Raw genomic sequence first — 15,939 nt, 5'->3', positions numbered from 1 at the left:
TCTCGATCATCGCGCATGACTTTTCAGGATATCTGGAGGCCCAGCGCCTTCTTTCTTCGTACGTCGAGAAGAACGCGACCGACGATCTGCGACCGCAGGCCGAAGCTTTGTCGGACGCGGTGTTCGTCTCGCGGGACTTCATGGCGAACGTCATGATGTGGGCGCAAGCGCAAATCCAAGAGACCCGCTTCCAGCCGCGACGGATTCCCTTTGAAATGAACGCCCTCGTGCGCGACGTGATCGCCGCGCAAAACGGTTTGCGCCAACTACGCCAGGTCGAACTCGATTTCCAACCCGGCCTGAATCCCGCGATCATCTTGGGCGACAGCATCATGATCGAGTCCGTGGTGCGCAACCTCGCCAGCAACGCCATTCGGGTTAGCGCTCCTGGTGCACGAATTCGTATTTTCACGCGGCAACGCCAAAACGATCTGATCTTCGAGATCGCCGATGAAGGACCCGGCCTGTCGGCCGAACAAATCGAAAAGATCCGTGCGTCCGCCAACTCGTTCATCTCTGGGCAAGTCGGAGAGTCCTTTGGCTTCGGCTTGGGCCTGATGATCGTGCAGAAGTTCCTGGAGCTTCACGAAAGCCGCCTGGAGATCGACTCCCGTCTGGGGCAAGGGACCTCCATGAGCTTTCGTTTGAGCCTCGATACGTCCGTCCCTTGACGGATCGGATCGCAAGCTCCGATTCCCTTCGACGAACTCCGATGCCCCGTGCGATAACGGGCCCATGGCGTCCGCGCACCTCGAGAACTGGCAACTTCGCTTTTGGGTCATCGTTTCCGGGCAGGCCCTGTCCCAGATCGGATCGGCCGTCAGCCAGTTCATTCTGCTGTGGTGGATCGCCTCGACCAGCGGTGAAGTGGGCGCGCTCGCCACGGGCGGCATCTTCGCGCTATTACCGCAGGCGCTGCTGGGCCCGTTGGGCGGCGTCCTGGCCGATCGCTATTCACGGCGACTGATCATGATCTTGAGCGATACGATCACCGCCTGCTGCATGCTCGTGCTGATTTCCCTCTTCGCGCAAGATCGGGTCGAACTTTGGCATGTGTACACGCTCTTGGCCGTTCGCAGCTCCATGCAGGCCTTTCAAGGACCGGCCTCGCAGGCGAGCGCCGTCATGCTCGTCCCCGAAAGTTTTCTGACCCGCGCGGCGGGCCTGAACCAAATCGTACTCAGCTTGATGACCATCGCCGCGGCCCCCATCGGCGCCTTCGCCATGAGCCTTCTGCCCTTTCAGGGGGCGCTGATGATCGATGTCGTTACGGCAACCTTAGGAATCATCCCGCTTTTGATCTTCAAAATTCCCCAGCCCGAACGAACCTCCGCAACGACCAGCGCGTGGCGTGAATTCAAAGACGGGATCGACCTCGTTTGGCATTCACCGCCGCTACGCCAACTTTATGCGCTCAACGGCACGCTCATCATGATTCTGATGCCGACGTTTACGTTGGTCCCTTTGCTCGTCACCCGTCACTTCAAAGGCGACATCAGTTTCGTCGCGACCATGGAGGGGCTCGCAGGCGTTGCGATGCTTCTGGGAGGCGTCGCCACCACGATCCTCGTGCCGAAGCGTAAGGTCATCACTTTGCTTTTGGGTTTGGCGATTTGTTCCTTCGCCGTGGGCCTGACCGCGGTCGCGACACGCGAGACCTTCATCGTCGCGGTCTTCTTTTGGTGCCTGAGCGGCTTCGCCTACACTTACGGGAACACGCCCGTGGTGGCGCTTCTGCAACAGAAAATCCCGCCGCAATTGCAGGGCCGCGCGTTTTCGTTACTCACCACCGTCGCCGCCCTCGCGGCCCCCGCCGGGCTGACGCTCTTCGGCCCCCTCGGCGACATCATCGGCATCCGCGAACTCTATATCCTTGCGGGCACGGTCGGCGGACTCATCTGCGTGGCGAGCCTCTGGTCGCGCGGCCTGCGGCAACTGGAATCCGCGGAAAAACTGGAAGTGAATGGATAGAGTCATTCCCTTTCCGCCCACCCCGTGGCATCTTCAACTCATGCCATACCCGAAGGGCGCCAAGGTCGAATGGAAATGGTTGGGACGCGCGATTCGTGGTGAAGTCCTCGAGAGCTTCGCCGCGCCCGTCACCCTCGAGATCAAAGGCAAAAAGATCAAACGCAACGCCTCGCCCGAAAAGCCCGCTTACCGCGTGCGCTCCGAGGCCGGCAACGAAGCGCTGAAACTCGAGACCGAGCTTTTTCCCTCGCCCCCCGCCCGTAAATCGAAATCTTCGCCGAAAATGTTTTCGGAATAGGCGCGCGCATGAAATACCGTCCCGGATTCCAAACTCTGTTCTGGCTCGCGGTTCTGGGTTTCGTCATCTCCACCCGCGGCCCACAAATCCAGCGGGCTTTCCAAACGCAAGGCCAAGCGCTCGCGCCCGCCGCGCAAGTTTTGGATCTCGAGGGGCGCGCCGTTCAACTGCCCGCGCAGGGGAAACGCCTTCTGATCTTCTGGGCGACCTGGTGCGGTCCCTGCCGCCCCGAGATGGCACGCATCGATCGCTTAGTGAAGAACGGAAGTTTGAAACCGGAAAATGTCTTCGCGATTTCGACCGACAGCGCACTGGACGTGATCCGCGCCGCCCGGGAGGAACGCGCATATTCGCTCCCGATCTTTTGGGATGCGCGCGGTGAGCTTGCCCGCATCTACGGAGTTCAAGGGACTCCCACCATCGTTCTTCTGGATTCCGACAACCGCGTCGAATGGATGACGATGGGACTGAGCCCCACGCTGGAGCTGCGTTTGGCCGCCTTCTTTCGGGAGTGAGCATGAAATTGACCACGCAAAAACTGATCGACCGCCTGGACACCCCCAGTGACCGCAAAGCCGAAACCGTCATCGGTGAACTGATAGCCCGGGGCCGTCGTGTCGTCCCCGCTTTGCTGGAAGCCGCGCAAGATCCGTCACGGCCGCGCGTGCGGAAGTGGTCGCTCCAAGCGTTGGGAGAACTGGGTGATCGGCGAGCCATCCCGCTTTTGATTCAAGCCTTGAAGAACGAACGTATGACCGTGCGCCTGCACGCGCTACGGGGACTCGCGCGTCTGAAAGCGAAAGGGGCCGCGAAACCGGTGGCGAAACTCCTGCAAGATGAAAGCGGCGGCGTCCGCGTCAATGCCCTACAGACCTTGCAGGCCTTCGGCGACACGAAGGTCGGCCCCGCCGTTCAAAAATCCCTCGCGGATGAACAATGGTACGTCCGTCAAAGGGCCGCCGAAATCTGCGGCGAGTGGCAAATTGCCCGGGCGCGCGCGACATTGGAAAAGCTCGCCCGCGCGGATGAGCGAAAAGCCGTGCGCGAAGCCGCCCGGCGCGCCCTCGCCCGATATGTCTCCCGCGCAACTAAATAGACCACCCCGTTCCGGACTTTGCCCCGGCCGTGGCCCGTGATATTTCACGGGCCGGAGGTCTTCCATGCGTTTTCTTTTTCCGCTGCTGTTACCGCTGATGGTCTCGACCGCTTTCGCCCAAACTCCCTGCGCTTTTGACGGCTGGGATCTGTACGCGCTGAAAAACTCGACCGAGTTCAGCGTCGGCCCAGAGAAAACCGCGCGCATCACGCACGATCTTTACTGGGCGAACGAGGATTTCTTTCGCGATTTCCGGCATGCGGGCTGCCGTGGGGCGTGGCGTACGGCGACCGTGACGGACAACCGTGATGGAGAGATCTACCGCTACTACCGCAGCGTCGAAGACAACTGCGACGGGGGAAACACGAACGGTGTCTTTTTGAAAGAAGACGGCTCGCTGCGCGCAATCGCGATCATGAACGACAGCGATATCCGCTGCCGTCCCTCAACGCGAACCGCTTACTCGTGCACGCAGTCGGTGAATTCGCCGCGGGTCTTCTGGCAGCCGCCGCCTAAAATTCCCGAGTCGTATTTGTAGCGGAAATTCAGCGTCCGGCGCAGGACATCGTACTCGAAGGTCGCGCCCTTGCAGTTAAACCAGCCGCCGTAAGTATCCAGGCTCAGGGAATTTGAATCCAACGACCGATCTTTTCCGGCGGCGATATGATCGTTCACGGTCCATTCGCCGTTCTGACGACGCTCGGCCGTGACGGTCATTCGCCCTTCCATGGTGCCGGTCTCGAAACTCACCCAACCCGTACACGAGACGCGCTGCAGGTCACGCGCCTGGGCCATCGAGGGGGACAAGATCGTCGACAGAATCGTCATCGCAAAGACGTTCAGAGCCAGTTTCCGCATGGATTTCTCCTCAAAAAGTGATGTCCGCCCTGTAGCGGAAAGCGATCTCGGGCTCAAGTGCTCAAGGCCGCAATGAAACTTTGACCCCTTCCCGGTGGTTTTTTAGGATGAGATTCGTGTCACGCCGACAAGGAGGTCCCCGTGAAGCGCTTCGTCGTCCCCCTGATCGCCATGATCGCATTGCCCCTGCTTGGCGGCTGTAAATCCAAAAGCACGCAAACCCAAAATCCGAATATCAAAACGGCTTACACCGGATTTCGTTTGATTGACGGCGCGGGCGATACGCCCATCGCGAACGCGGTCATGGTCGTCGAAAACGGACGCATCCAGGCCGTCGGCCCCGTTGGGCGCATACAAGTTCCCACCGACGCGGTCGTCGTCGATCTGGGCGGGAAAACCGTCATGCCGGGATTGATTTCGAATCACAACCACATCGGCGCGGTCGAGGGCATGAAAGTCAGCGTCGCGAACTACAACCGCGCCAACATTTTGAATGAGCTTCGCCAGTACACGCATTACGGCGTGACCACGACCACCGCGCTCGGCGTGAACACGGATCTGTTCTACGAAATCCGCAAGGATCTGCGCGAGGGCCGCGAGGCCGGCGCGGATCTTTTCGGCGCCGATCGCGGGATCGGCTACGGGAACGGCGCCCCGCCGCTACCGAAAGACTTCAACGGCCCGGCCGTCGCCCGAGTCACCAACGCGCAGACCGCGCGCGATCGCGTGCGCACCATGAAAGAGCGCGGCGCGGACTTGATCAAAATCTGGGTCGACGATTTCCTGGGGACGCTGCCGAAAATGCCGGGCGGAATCTACCGCGCGATCATCGACGAAGCGCATACCCAGAAAATCCGCGTGGCCGCGCACGTCTATACCGCGGCGGACGCGACGGCGCTCGCGCGTGCGGGCGTGGACATCCTGGCTCACGGGATCCGCGAAGGCGACGCCGACGCGGGCCTCATCGCTTTGATGAAAGAGAAAAACATCGCCTACGTCCCGACATTGGGGGTCGACGAATCGTTTTACACCTACGCCGAACATCCCGAATGGATGGCGGACCCGTTCTTCATTCAGGCCCTGAGCGCGCCTTTGGCCGAAGCCCTGAAGGATGCGGGACAAATGAAGGCCTTGATCAAAAATCCCACGACCGAAACCCGCAGACGGGCCGTGAAGCAGAATCAGAAAAATACCGTGAAGCTTTTCAAGGCGGGAGTTCTTGTCGGCTTCGGCACGGACTCGGGCGCGAATCCGTGGCGCATTCCGGGCTGGGCAGAGCACCGCGAACTTGAGCTCTTGGTGCAAGCGGGGCTCACTCCGCTGGAGGCGATTCGCACGGCCACCTTCAACGCCGCTCAACTCCTGGGCCTGGAAGACCGCGGCGCCCTACGCCCGGGCCGCCGCGCCGACTTCATCGTACTGACGAAGGACCCGGCCCAAAACATCCTCCACACCCGCTCCATCGACGCCGTCTACCACGCCGGGAGAAAAGTGGAGCGCCCTTAGGCGCGACCCAGTGGACCAGTGGAGCGCCCTTAGGCCGCGTGAACTAGCTCAACGCAAGCAGATCATTCACATAGCCGGAACGATGAGCCTTCGCCCAACTAAAAACCTCTTCAATCTTAACCCACTCGATTCCCGGATGACCTCCGGGATCGTCCCCTGCGCCAAAGTAGAAAAGACGATTTCGGCCACCCTCGATCCCCGCCCTCAGCGCGGTGAACTTGCCCCGATTAAAGCCATGATGAAAGGTGACCTGCGCCCAAACTTTTCCCCCTTGACCGTCACGCGCGACGATGTCGACACTCTGCATAGAACGACCGATGGGCATGAGCAGTTCCAAGACACCCTCGTTCGCGCGCAAGTATTCGTAGCAAAGAACCTCCAGCTGCGAGGCGTGAAGCGAAGTGACGACATCGGGGTCGGGAGATTCGTCGCGCATAAAACGATTCACGGCCGCGGCGGCAGAGGGCCATCGACTGAAAGCCGCCTGTCTGGGAATCTGGCTGAAGAGCCCTAGGTTTTCTTGAATCGAAAGAGTCCTCACATCAATAAGCGGAACCGCCTTGTAGAGGTATTCGCCCGTGACCTCGAACTTCCGAAGCGGCAATGAAGTCGATACCGGGAAAACGCGTCCAATTTTCATGTAATTCGGGTGGCTACGGTGCGAGACGATGGCGACATAGCCGCCGTTTCGAAGTAACTCGTTCAAGATCCCGATCGCTTTGTGCCCACCGTGTTCGCGATATGCCTCGGGATCGTAAGCACGATCAAGGGGGAGCTCTTTGTAATCGAGGACCGCGACATCCGCATCCCAGATCTCCGTCAAGAGATTCATAGTTTCGTCGGGCAGAAAGTCTTTAGGCAGACCGCTTCGATTTCGATAGACTCCTAAATTATGACGCAAAAAATAGACTGCCAAATCTTGCAAACGTCCTCCTACTAACTAAACCGCAGCGTGAAGCGCGCGCCCGCGGCGGAGTTCTCGGCGTGGATCTCGATGTCCATCGCCTGGGCCGTATCACGAATCAGGAAAAGCCCCATCCCGTCCCCGAGGTTCTGACCGCCGCTATTGAAACCGCGCAAGGTGTCCGCCGGCAAACCCCCGCCGTTGTCTTCGAAAACGAGCGAATGGTCGTCGAGCCGAATCCAGAGCGTCGCGCCGGGCGTATCCCGACGCTGGAAATTTTCGATGGAGTTGTAAATCAAATTCAGCAGAATGGTTTGCAGCGAACGGCCATTCACCAAAAGCTTCGAGCGCCCTTCCACGCGAAAGTCGATCCCGCGCGTACGCATATTCATGACTTCGATGGCATCTTGAACGGCCCGGCGCAGCTCCACCGGGGCGACCGCGGATTCGACGGGCTGTTTGGTGGATTGGTGCAGCTCTTTCACCATCCGATTCATGCGCTCGAGATCGCCCTGCAGGTTGCGCAGAAGGTCCAAGGTTTCGGGGTCGACGCGATCGGAACGCGCCAAAAGTGCGTCGGCGTAGAGTTTGGGCGATGCCGCGAGATTTTTAAAATCGTGCAATAGCGCCGCCGTCTGTTTCCCCACGAGCGCGAAATGCGAAAGCGTTTCTTCGCGCTCTTTTTTGCGCCGATTCAAATTCATGTAGATCAACGAAGACAGAACGGTCGAGATGATCAAGATGACCAGGTAGTCCTCGAAGACCGGATTGTCGGCGATCCGCCGCGAGTTCACATCCCAGTTGTAGTACATCCAACCGATGAACGCGCACGTCATCAGCCCGTGGATCAAAAAGAAATTCCGCAACTTCATCCGAAAGAACAGAGCGTGCACGACCTGGAATTGGATGATCGCGTAAGCGTAGTTCGGGCGGTAGAACTCGCCTTGAAAACTCCAGACGTACATCGCGATCGCGAAAAGTGCGCTGTAGCGCTCAAGGTCGGGACGGTAGGCCGCCCGTACTCCCGCATAGAAAAAGACCAACATCGGGATCATCCGCCCGACGGTCGCCACCAGCAGTTCGCTTTCGGGAATAATGAAGGCCTCTTGCGCCGTCACCATCACGCAACAGAGGGTCGCCGCGACGGTCGCGTACAGCGTTCCGCGGTCTTTGACCTTTTCCAACATTAGACAGAACCGCCCGTGGCCAGCCGAAGCACGAACCGCGTGGGATTCGCGCGCGACTCCAGCACGAGTTCCCCCTCTTGCCGGTGCGCCAGACTTTGCGAAATGGAAAGTCCCATTCCCGTTCCGATCTGGATGTCTTTCGTCGTGAAGAAAGGCGTGAACAGCCGCGCCACCAACTCGGCGGAAACCCCGAGCCCACCGTCCTCAACGGCGAACGAGACGGTGCCAGCCGATTCGGTGACCCGTAACTTGACCCAGCGCTGGGCGGGATCTTCGGCCTCGTAGACCGAGTCATGCGAGTTGTTCAAAAGATTCACGAGGATCTGCAGGGTTTGCGTCAAACGGCAACGAACCCGACCGGCAAAAATGACCTCTTGTTCGAAGCGGATGCCGTGATCGATGAAACGTTGGCGAGTCAGATCGAGCGTCTGCTCGACGATGAGCGGAATCGAAATGTCGCTCAAAGCCTCGGAGTCCTCGCCGCGGGCGAGTGAGCGCATGGAGCGCACGACCTTTTCGATGCGGTAACCGGTGGTTTCAATGGACTCGGCCATCTTCAGCAATTCTTCCGGCGAAACCTGCCCCCGATCGATCGACCGCCGCAACATCTCGCAACGGCCCAAGATTACGCCCAAAGGATTATTGATTTCGTGTGTGAGGCAGGCGGCAAGTTCCCCCAGCGCCACGAGTTTAGAGGACGCGACCAACTTCGCCTGTTGATCGAGAATCGTTTGGCGCGCGTTTTTCATATCGGTGATGTCTTGGCGGATCGAAAGGTACTGGTAGGGTTTTCCTTCGTCGTCGTTGAACGGCACGATGGTCGTCGCCACCCAATAAAGCGCGCCGCTTTTTTTGCGATTGCAGATTTCGCCGCGCCAGACCTGCCCGTGACCGATCTTCCCCCAAAGTTCTTTGAAAAACTCGGGACCGTGAAAGCCGCTGTTCACGACTTTATGGGATTTTCCCAAAAGCTCCGAACGTGTGTACTCCGAGATTTCGCAGAACTTGTCGTTCACGTAGGTGATGATGCCGCGGCGATCGGTCGCGGCGACAATCGCCGCCTGATCGAGTGCGTACTTCTGATCGCTAAGCTCTTTGAGCAAAACCGAAACGCTACCGTCGTTGCCGCCGTTTTGAATCATGCGCCCATTATTCCCGCGCGGGTTTACGAAATCAAGAATGCACGATTCAGCGAAACGTGAACCCGAGAAAATATTTCGAATGGGCGCGCCGCTGCGTGGGTTGTGCGAGTTGACCCCCATGAAAAAGATGCGAGCCTTGGTCCACTTTCAACTAGGAGGAAGAAGAATGAAATTCATCATCACCGCATTGACGCTTCTGGGGCTCGGCGCTCCCGCCCTGGCCGCCTGCACGGACCACTGGGGCCACACCGCGCACATCCGCCAAATTCGCGACGGCGTCATTTCATTGCAGTTCAGTACCCCGAACTATCCCTACTCGGGCCACCTGAAGTACAGCGGCGAGCGCACGCGCAGCTATTACTTCCGCGGCAACGGACACACGGCCGAAATCGAAAAGACCGTGGCCAGCGCCGGGGTCGGCAAAATCTGGTATCACTATTTCGACTCGACGGCCGGTGACCATGGCCAAACACGCCTGGCGACCTTCACTTGCCGATAATTGACTTGCATCTTCGTGTATCAATGGGGGGCCCCGGCCCCCTGCATTGACTTCACCATCGGACTACGGCAATCCTCCTTAACAAGAGGTTTACCATGGATTCCAAAGGTCATTTAGGACTCGTCGACGACGATGCGCAAATGCGTTCGATGGTCGAAGACTTTCTGAAGGCCGAAGGCTACCAAGTCACCAGCTTCGACGCCCCCGAGAAGCTACTCGAATATCTGCAAACCGCCGAAGCTTCGACGCCCGTTTTCGAAACGCTGATCTCGGACATCCAGATGCCGAATATGAGCGGCATCGAACTGACCTCGAAAGTCAAAGAGCTGCGCCCGGAGCTTCCCGTGATTTTGATCACGGCTTTTGGCAGCATCGAGTCCGCGGTCGAGGCCATCCGTCGCGGCGCCTTCGATTACATCACGAAACCTTTCAAACTGTCCGAGATGCAATTGCGTGTGGAACGCGCCTGTTCGGTTTACCGCCTGACGGCGGAAAACGAAGCGCTCAAAACCGAACTGCGCACCCGCAATATGAAAGGGAAGTTGATCGGTAAGTCCCGGGCGATGGCGCAGGTGTTTCAGCTCGTCGAAAAAGTCGCGAGCGTCACCGCCAACGTCCTGATCACCGGGGAATCCGGGACCGGAAAAGAAGTCGTCGCCCGCGCCATTCACGATCTTGGCCCCCGCGCGGGAAAACCCTTCGTCGCGGTGAACGTGACGGCGATTCCCGATACGCTTCTGGAAAGTGAACTGTTCGGTCACGCGAAAGGCGCTTTCACCGGCGCGATCGCCCGCAAAAAAGGACTCTTCGAAGAGGCCCAAGGCGGCACGTTGTTTCTGGACGAAATCGGCGATTTGGACATCGGCCTGCAGGCGAAGCTTCTGCGCGTGATTCAAGAAAAGAAGGTCCGCGCCGTCGGCGAAAACACGACGAAAGACATCGACGTTCGTTTGATCGCGGCAACCCACAAAGATCTCAAACGCCTGATCAAAGAAGGACGTTTCCGCGAAGATCTTTACTACCGTTTGGCGGTCATTCCCGTCGCGCTGCCGGGCCTACGCCACCGTCGCGAAGACATCCCGCTACTCGCGCAATTTTTCCTGCTGCGGTTTGCGGCGCAAAACAATCTGCAAGTCCGTGGTTTCAGCGCGGGGGCACTCCAAGCCCTCATGAATATGCGCTGGGAAGGAAACGTGCGCGAGCTCGAAAACATGATCGAGCGCGTGGCCGTCATGTCCAACAAACCCATCCTGCAAGAAACCGACATCCCACTCCCCGACTCGGCCGATCTTCAAGATATCGAGTCCGATATGGAGCAGACGTTCCCCTCATTGGAGGACCTGGAGCGGCGATATTTGCAGATCATTTTGGACAAAGTCGGGGGCCGCAAAGATAAGGCCGCACGCATTTTGGGCATCAGTCGCCGGACCCTTTACCGCAAGGAACGGGAGTACGGCTTGATCCATGATGATACGCCCGAGCCCAGCGACGAAGATGACGACACCAAAGCTGGGACAGAAAGTCCCACGGACGATTGAAGGATTGGGACAGGGGCGCCCCTCGCCCCCAACCACCCCTTCAAGACCTTCCTCCAGTATTTCGACTAAATATATAATATCACACACAAAATGAACACAATCCAAAGTCCAGTCGAGGCCCCGCGCGCGCGGTCTCGGAATTGGAATAGCCCTGGGCATGGAAGAGGTCGCTTACTGCCTTCACTGCTCAGAACCGGTGCCGTCGCACCGGCGTTTGGCGTTGGCCAACTACTGCTGCGAGGGCTGCAAGTTCATCGATGGCCTCTTGAAAGCGAGCGAAGCCGGCGCTTCGGAATGGGGTCTTTCGCCCCGCGCCCTGCCGGGCGGTGAGCTCGAAAATCTGCGGACGCTCGAAGCGACGCGCTTGTTTCTTAGCACCAATCGCCGTGGCACTCCTTCCGCCAAACTCATGATCGAGGGTTTTCACTGCGTCGGCTGCCAGTCGGCGCTGGCCCGCCTGCCGGAAGTTCTGCCCGAGCTTTCGCGCGTGGAGTGGAACTCGCTCGACGCGATCCTGACCGCCGAGTGGCGCACGGCCACCCCTGACCTCGGCCGCCTGGGCGAACTGCTCGCGCGCTGGGGTTTCCGCTTTCGTTTTCTGCGTTCGGACGAATCCACCGAGTCCGAATCCCAACGCCGCCGCAAACAGGATCTGATTCGCCTGGGCGTCGTCGGCGGACTTTCGGGTAACATCATGATTTTCGCGTTCGCGATCTACGCGGGCGCCGAGGCCAGCTGGTCCCACGCTTTCGTGCTGCTGATGGGGATTCTTTTTCTGCCCGTCGCGACCTACGGCGCCTACCCGTTTTACCAAAGCGCTTACCGCGCGCTGAAAAGCCGCGAGCTGCATCTCGACTTCCCGCTGACCTTCGCGTTTCTTTCGGGAACGCTCTATTCCTACGCGCGACTGATCCAAGGCAACGACGACGTCTACTTCGATTCGCTGTCGGGATTTTTGTTTCTGATTCTGATTTCACGTTTTCTGCTGGGGTGGGCGCAAAGACGAAGCGCCGAAGAGCATCCGCTGGAAGTTTTTTTCGACCGCTCGCTATTCAAGTACCGTCGGGGCGGCCAAGAAGCTTTGGCGCCCGTCACCGAGCTGATTCCCGGCGATTGGGTGTACGTTCCGGAGCGCGCCCGCGTCCCCATCGACGGCCGCGTGCAACAGGCCGCAGTGGAAATCGACACCGCTTATTTGAATGGAGAAACGCAAACGCGCTGGGTCCTGCCGAACGGCGAAATCCGCGCCGGCAGCTTCGTGAATCGTCCGGGCGTGTGGGTGAAAGCCGAACGTTGCGGCGCCGAAACCGACTTGGGTCGCTTGGTCCGCGAAGTCCGTCGCGAAACCCACAGCGCGCCCGTGCACCCGCACCTTTCCTCACGCGTGAGCCAAATCCTGACCCTGATCGTCCTCGCGGTCGCGGGAGCCTTGGTGACGTCCTTCCACCAATCCGGTCTGACCGATGAGGGACTGCGGCGAGCCTTCGCGCTGATGATCCTCGCTTGCCCGTGCGCGATCGCCTTCGGCACTCCGCTCGCGCTGGCGCAAGGACTCAAACTCGCTTTCCGCGAAGGGCTACTGATCCGCTCGGCCGAAGTTTTCGAAAAACTGAAAAACGTGAAACGTATCGCCTTCGATAAAACCGGAACGCTCACCACCGGGCATTTGCGCCTTTCGCAACGCTCGCCGCTCCTGGATGACGAACTCAAAAGCCTCTTGCTGTCGCTCGAGGCCCCGGCGACTCACCCGATCGCCCACGCCTTGCGCCGCGCGTTCGGCCCCGCGCGCCACCTGCCGCTCGAAAATCTGATCGAAGTTCCCGGCTCCGGCCCCGCTGCCGACTACCAAGGACACCGCTACGAAATCCAGCCCGTCGCCGAGGGCGACACCAGCGCGGGCCCCGCGATGGAGCTTCGCCGCGACGGCGAAGCGGTCCTGCGTTTGAACTTCGAAGACAACCCGCGCCCCGAAGCCACCGAAGTCCTGAATCAGTTCAAACATGAGGGACGCGAGCTTTTCATCCTGAGTGGCGACGCGACCTCGCGCGTGACCGCATTGGCCCGCACCCTCGATCTGCCGACCGAGAACGCACGCGGCAGCCTGAAACCCGAAGACAAGCGCACCGCGATCAGCCAACTCGGCATCGGTCTTTACGTCGGCGACGGCACGAACGATGTCTCTTCGCTGGTGGAAGCGCCCGTCAGCTACGCGATGCCGGGCTCGGCCCTCGAAGCCCAGCTGGGCGCGGACGTCATCGGTTTGCGCGGCGGACTCGAAATGCTGCCGAAACTTTTCCATCTTGGACAAGAAGTGGAACGGACACTGCGCCGGAACCTGGGCTTCGCGCTGGGTTACAACCTGATCGCGGGCACCTGCGCCGTGATGGGATGGATTGGCCCCATGGGCGCGGCGCTGTTAATGCCGATCAGTTCGCTGTTGATTCTCTTTTCAAGCCTATGGCTCACCCGGAGGTCCGCGTGAATATTCTGTGGCTCACGATTCCCGTTTCGCTGCTGTTAGGAATCGGCTTCATCCTCAGTTTCATTTGGGCCACTGGCGACGACCAGTGGGGCGACCTCGATACCCCGGCTCAGCGTATGCTTCAAGACCAAGATGTACATCCAGATTTTCGCAGTGAACACAAAGTGAAAGGACCCCGTTCATGAGCCCCCACGCCGACTCAACCCCGAGATACGACGATCAGATCGTCCGCATGTTCATCTTCGCCTGTATGGGCTTCGCCGGAGTCGCGTTTCTGGCGGGGCTGATCGCGGCGCTTCAACTGGCGTTCTGGCCCGCGAACCTGAGTCTTGAATGGATCACGTTCGGCCGCCTGCGTCCGCTGCACACCAACGCCGCGATTTTCGCCTTCGCCGGCAACGCGATCTTCGCGGGGATCTACCACTCGACCCAACGGCTACTCAAAACGCGGCTCTTCTCGGACACCTTGAGCCGTATTCACTTTTGGGGTTGGCAGGCCATCATCCTGTCCGCGGCGATCACGCTGCCGCTCGGTTACTCGCAAAGTAAAGAGTACGCCGAACTCGAATGGCCCATCGACATCGCGATCGCGGTGATCTGGGTCGTCTTCGCGGTGAACTTCTTCGGAACGCTCGCGCGTCGCCGCGAACGCCATATGTACGTCGCGATCTGGTTCTACATCGCGACCATCATCACCGTCGCGGTTCTGCACATCTTCAACTCGATCGAAATTCCCGTCGGCCTGATGCAGTCCTACCCGGTCTACGCCGGCATCCAGGACGCCCTCGTGCAGTGGTGGTACGGTCACAACGCGGTCGCCTTCTTCCTGACCACGCCGTTCCTGGGTTTGATGTACTACTACCTGCCGAAAGCGGCGAATCGCCCGATCTACTCCTACCGTCTGTCGATCATCCACTTCTGGGCCCTGATCTTCATCTACATCTGGGCGGGACCTCACCACTTGCTGTACACCTCGCTGCCCGAGTGGGCGCAAACGTTGGGCATGGTCTTCAGCCTCATGTTGTGGGCCCCGAGCTGGGGCGGGATGATCAACGGGCTGCTCACCTTACGTGGCGCGTGGGATCTTCTGCGGACCGACCCGATCATCAAGTTCTTCGTGACCGCGATCACCTGGTACGGGATGGCGACCTTCGAGGGGCCCTTGCTTTCGATCAAATCGGTCTCGTCACTGGGTCACTATACGGACTGGATCATCGGTCACGTCCACGGCGGCGCGCTCGGCTGGAACGGCTTCCTGACATTCGGGATGATCTACTTCCTGGTGCCGAAATTGTGGAAAGTCCCGATGTACTCGAAGCGCCTGATGAACAGCCACTTCTGGCTCGGCTTCTTCGGCATCCTTCTTTACTACATCTCGATGATCGTTTCCGGAATCACCCAGGGCCTGATGTGGCGCGCGGTGAACGACAAGGGTCAGCTCGTTTATCCCGACTTCGTCGAAACCGTCACCGCGATCGTGCCCCTCTACTGGGTCCGCGCGCTCGGCGGAGCTCTGTACATCACCGGCTACCTGATCATGTGCTACAACCTATACAAGACCTTGAAGTCGGCGCCGAAAACGGCGGATGACGCGATCCCCGAAGTCGCGCCGAAGATCGAGCAAGAAGAGAAAGGTCACCGTCGTCTGGAAGGCATGGCGACCGTTTTCTCGGTGCTCGCCTTCTTCGCGATCATCGTCGGTTCGGTCATCGAGATCCTGCCCACGCTCAACATGCAGTCTTACGTGAAGATCGAAAACGCGACCGAACCTTGGTCGCCGCTGCAGCTCGCCGGTCGCGACATCTACGTCCGCGAAGGTTGTTACCTCTGTCACTCGCAGCAGATCCGTCCGATGGTTTCCGAGGCGCTTCGTTACGGCGCGCCCTCAACCATCGAGGAAAGCATGTGGGATCGCCCCTTCCAGTGGGGATCGAAGCGGACGGGTCCCGACCTGGCCCGTTTGGGACAGAAGTATCCCGATCTTTGGCACTTCCGTCACATGATCGATCCGCGCTCGGTGACACCGAACTCGATCATGCCGAATTATCCTTGGCTCGCGGATAAAAAGACCGACTTCCAAAGCCTGCGCAAGAAATTGAGCGTGCTGAAAATGCTCGGCACTCCTTACGACGAGGCCACCGTCGCCGACGCCGACATCGTCGCGCAGAAAGAAGCGAAAGTGATCGCCGAGCGCCTGGAAAAAGAAGGCGGCCCCGCGAACATGGAGAAAACCGAGATGGTGGCATTGATCTCGTACTTGCAAGCCCTCGGACAGAAAGGCGCTAAGAAATGAAACTCTCGGCCGCGTTTCAAGGATTCAGCGATGTGAATTTGGCGCTCGTCGGCTTCGGCGTCTTCGGCGCCGTCTTCGTGGGCGCATTGATCTGGGTTTTCTGGGTGCAATCGGAAAGACATTACAACCGCATGAGCGAACTACCGCTGCGGGATGAGGTTTAAT

At 59.3% G+C, this 15,939-nt stretch carries 17 protein-coding genes; 13 read left to right on the top strand and 4 right to left on the bottom strand.

Annotation, left to right across the window (positions count from 1 at the left end; all coding sequences use genetic code 11):
- The 6 genes from KF767_16790 to KF767_16765 form a co-directional block, all read left to right on the top strand.
- A partial coding sequence (locus KF767_16790; protein ID MBX3019547.1) for an ATP-binding protein occupies nt 1-671 on the top strand: 671 nt, incomplete at its 5' end.
- 64 nt (nt 672-735) lie between these two features.
- A complete protein-coding gene (locus KF767_16785) occupies nt 736-1,971 on the top strand; it encodes an MFS transporter (protein ID MBX3019546.1) in 1,236 nt (411 codons plus the stop codon).
- A 40-nt stretch (nt 1,972-2,011) separates the two neighbouring features.
- Nucleotides 2,012-2,269, top strand: a complete 258-nt coding sequence (locus KF767_16780; GenBank protein ID MBX3019545.1) for a DUF2945 domain-containing protein — start codon at nt 2,012-2,014, stop codon at nt 2,267-2,269.
- Between the two features lie 8 nt (nt 2,270-2,277).
- Nucleotides 2,278-2,784 (top strand): TlpA family protein disulfide reductase, encoded by a 507-nt coding sequence (locus KF767_16775; GenBank protein MBX3019544.1) that lies wholly within the window; start codon nt 2,278-2,280, stop codon nt 2,782-2,784.
- Nucleotides 2,785-2,786: 2 nt separating this feature from the next.
- Complete coding sequence (locus KF767_16770) at nt 2,787-3,365, top strand: HEAT repeat domain-containing protein (protein ID MBX3019543.1); 579 nt, start codon at nt 2,787-2,789, stop codon at nt 3,363-3,365.
- A gap of 64 nt (nt 3,366-3,429) precedes the next feature.
- Complete coding sequence (locus tag KF767_16765; protein ID MBX3019542.1) at nt 3,430-3,903, top strand: hypothetical protein; 474 nt, start codon at nt 3,430-3,432, stop codon at nt 3,901-3,903.
- On the opposite strand, the gene KF767_16760 is transcribed toward KF767_16765, so the two are convergent.
- Nucleotides 3,825-4,223 carry a hypothetical protein gene (locus KF767_16760; GenBank protein MBX3019541.1) on the bottom strand — a complete coding sequence of 133 codons (399 nt, stop codon included), beginning with the start codon at nt 4,221-4,223 and terminating at the stop codon, nt 3,825-3,827. The genes KF767_16765 and KF767_16760 overlap by 79 nt on opposite strands.
- A gap of 141 nt (nt 4,224-4,364) precedes the next feature.
- On the opposite strand from KF767_16760, the gene KF767_16755 reads away from it, so the two are divergent.
- Entirely contained in the window at nt 4,365-5,729 is a 1,365-nt protein-coding gene (locus tag KF767_16755) for an amidohydrolase family protein (GenBank protein MBX3019540.1), read from the top strand.
- 43 nt (nt 5,730-5,772) lie between these two features.
- On the opposite strand, the gene KF767_16750 is transcribed toward KF767_16755, so the two are convergent.
- The 3 genes from KF767_16750 to KF767_16740 are packed head-to-tail and all read right to left on the bottom strand — an operon-like array spanning nt 5,773 to nt 8,962.
- Nucleotides 5,773-6,654 carry a hypothetical protein gene (locus tag KF767_16750; GenBank protein MBX3019539.1) on the bottom strand — a complete coding sequence of 294 codons (882 nt, stop codon included), beginning with the start codon at nt 6,652-6,654 and terminating at the stop codon, nt 5,773-5,775.
- Between the two features lie 11 nt (nt 6,655-6,665).
- Nucleotides 6,666-7,820: a HAMP domain-containing histidine kinase gene (locus KF767_16745; GenBank protein MBX3019538.1), complete on the bottom strand. Its 1,155-nt coding sequence runs from the start codon at nt 7,818-7,820 to the stop codon at nt 6,666-6,668.
- Entirely contained in the window at nt 7,820-8,962 is a 1,143-nt protein-coding gene (locus KF767_16740) for a PAS domain S-box protein (protein ID MBX3019537.1), read from the bottom strand. Before KF767_16740 ends, KF767_16745 begins: the two co-directional genes overlap by 1 nt.
- A 166-nt stretch (nt 8,963-9,128) precedes the next feature.
- On the opposite strand from KF767_16740, the gene KF767_16735 reads away from it, so the two are divergent.
- The 6 genes from KF767_16735 to KF767_16710 all read left to right on the top strand — a co-directional run bounded on the left by KF767_16735 (nt 9,129) and on the right by KF767_16710 (nt 15,938).
- Complete coding sequence (locus KF767_16735) at nt 9,129-9,461, top strand: hypothetical protein (GenBank protein MBX3019536.1); 333 nt, start codon at nt 9,129-9,131, stop codon at nt 9,459-9,461.
- Between the two features lie 95 nt (nt 9,462-9,556).
- The gene (locus tag KF767_16730) at nt 9,557-10,999 is read left to right on the top strand and encodes a sigma-54-dependent Fis family transcriptional regulator (protein ID MBX3019535.1); all 1,443 of its coding nucleotides are present in this window, start codon (nt 9,557-9,559) and stop codon (nt 10,997-10,999) included.
- Between the two features lie 157 nt (nt 11,000-11,156).
- A complete protein-coding gene (locus KF767_16725; protein ID MBX3019534.1) occupies nt 11,157-13,481 on the top strand; it encodes a cation-translocating P-type ATPase in 2,325 nt (774 codons plus the stop codon).
- The gene (gene ccoS, locus KF767_16720; GenBank protein ID MBX3019533.1) at nt 13,478-13,666 is read left to right on the top strand and encodes a cbb3-type cytochrome oxidase assembly protein CcoS; all 189 of its coding nucleotides are present in this window, start codon (nt 13,478-13,480) and stop codon (nt 13,664-13,666) included. Before KF767_16725 ends, ccoS begins: the two co-directional genes overlap by 4 nt.
- Nucleotides 13,663-15,774, top strand: coding sequence for a cytochrome-c oxidase, cbb3-type subunit I (gene ccoN, locus KF767_16715; GenBank protein MBX3019532.1), 2,112 nt, complete (start codon nt 13,663-13,665; stop codon nt 15,772-15,774). Before ccoS ends, ccoN begins: the two co-directional genes overlap by 4 nt.
- Entirely contained in the window at nt 15,771-15,938 is a 168-nt protein-coding gene (locus tag KF767_16710; protein MBX3019531.1) for a cbb3-type cytochrome c oxidase subunit 3, read from the top strand. The genes ccoN and KF767_16710 overlap by 4 nt, the downstream gene beginning before the upstream one ends.
- Nucleotide 15,939: the final 1 nt, after the last annotated feature.

The sequence above is a fragment of the Pseudobdellovibrionaceae bacterium genome, assembly GCA_019637875.1.
Lineage (GTDB): Bacteria > Bdellovibrionota > Bdellovibrionia > Bdellovibrionales > Bdellovibrionaceae > JAHBUW01.
This window is presented reverse-complemented; position numbering and strand designations above follow the sequence as displayed.

Bases quoted from the DNA above. Each gene is read 5' to 3' on its own strand.
- KF767_16730 (MBX3019535.1), top strand. From the start codon at position 9,557: ATGGATTCCAAAGGTCATTTAGGACTCGTCGACGACGATGCGCAAATG.
- KF767_16760 (MBX3019541.1), bottom strand. From the start codon at position 4,223: ATGCGGAAACTGGCTCTGAACGTCTTTGCGATGACGATTCTGTCGACG.
- KF767_16775 (MBX3019544.1), top strand. From the start codon at position 2,278: ATGAAATACCGTCCCGGATTCCAAACTCTGTTCTGGCTCGCGGTTCTG.
- KF767_16765 (MBX3019542.1), top strand. From the start codon at position 3,430: ATGCGTTTTCTTTTTCCGCTGCTGTTACCGCTGATGGTCTCGACCGCT.
- KF767_16785 (MBX3019546.1), top strand. From the start codon at position 736: ATGGCGTCCGCGCACCTCGAGAACTGGCAACTTCGCTTTTGGGTCATC.
- KF767_16710 (MBX3019531.1), top strand. From the start codon at position 15,771: ATGAAACTCTCGGCCGCGTTTCAAGGATTCAGCGATGTGAATTTGGCG.
- KF767_16725 (MBX3019534.1), top strand. From the start codon at position 11,157: ATGGAAGAGGTCGCTTACTGCCTTCACTGCTCAGAACCGGTGCCGTCG.
- ccoN (MBX3019532.1), top strand. From the start codon at position 13,663: ATGAGCCCCCACGCCGACTCAACCCCGAGATACGACGATCAGATCGTC.
- KF767_16735 (MBX3019536.1), top strand. From the start codon at position 9,129: ATGAAATTCATCATCACCGCATTGACGCTTCTGGGGCTCGGCGCTCCC.
- KF767_16745 (MBX3019538.1), bottom strand. From the start codon at position 7,820: ATGTTGGAAAAGGTCAAAGACCGCGGAACGCTGTACGCGACCGTCGCG.
- KF767_16740 (MBX3019537.1), bottom strand. From the start codon at position 8,962: ATGATTCAAAACGGCGGCAACGACGGTAGCGTTTCGGTTTTGCTCAAA.
- KF767_16770 (MBX3019543.1), top strand. From the start codon at position 2,787: ATGAAATTGACCACGCAAAAACTGATCGACCGCCTGGACACCCCCAGT.
- KF767_16780 (MBX3019545.1), top strand. From the start codon at position 2,012: ATGCCATACCCGAAGGGCGCCAAGGTCGAATGGAAATGGTTGGGACGC.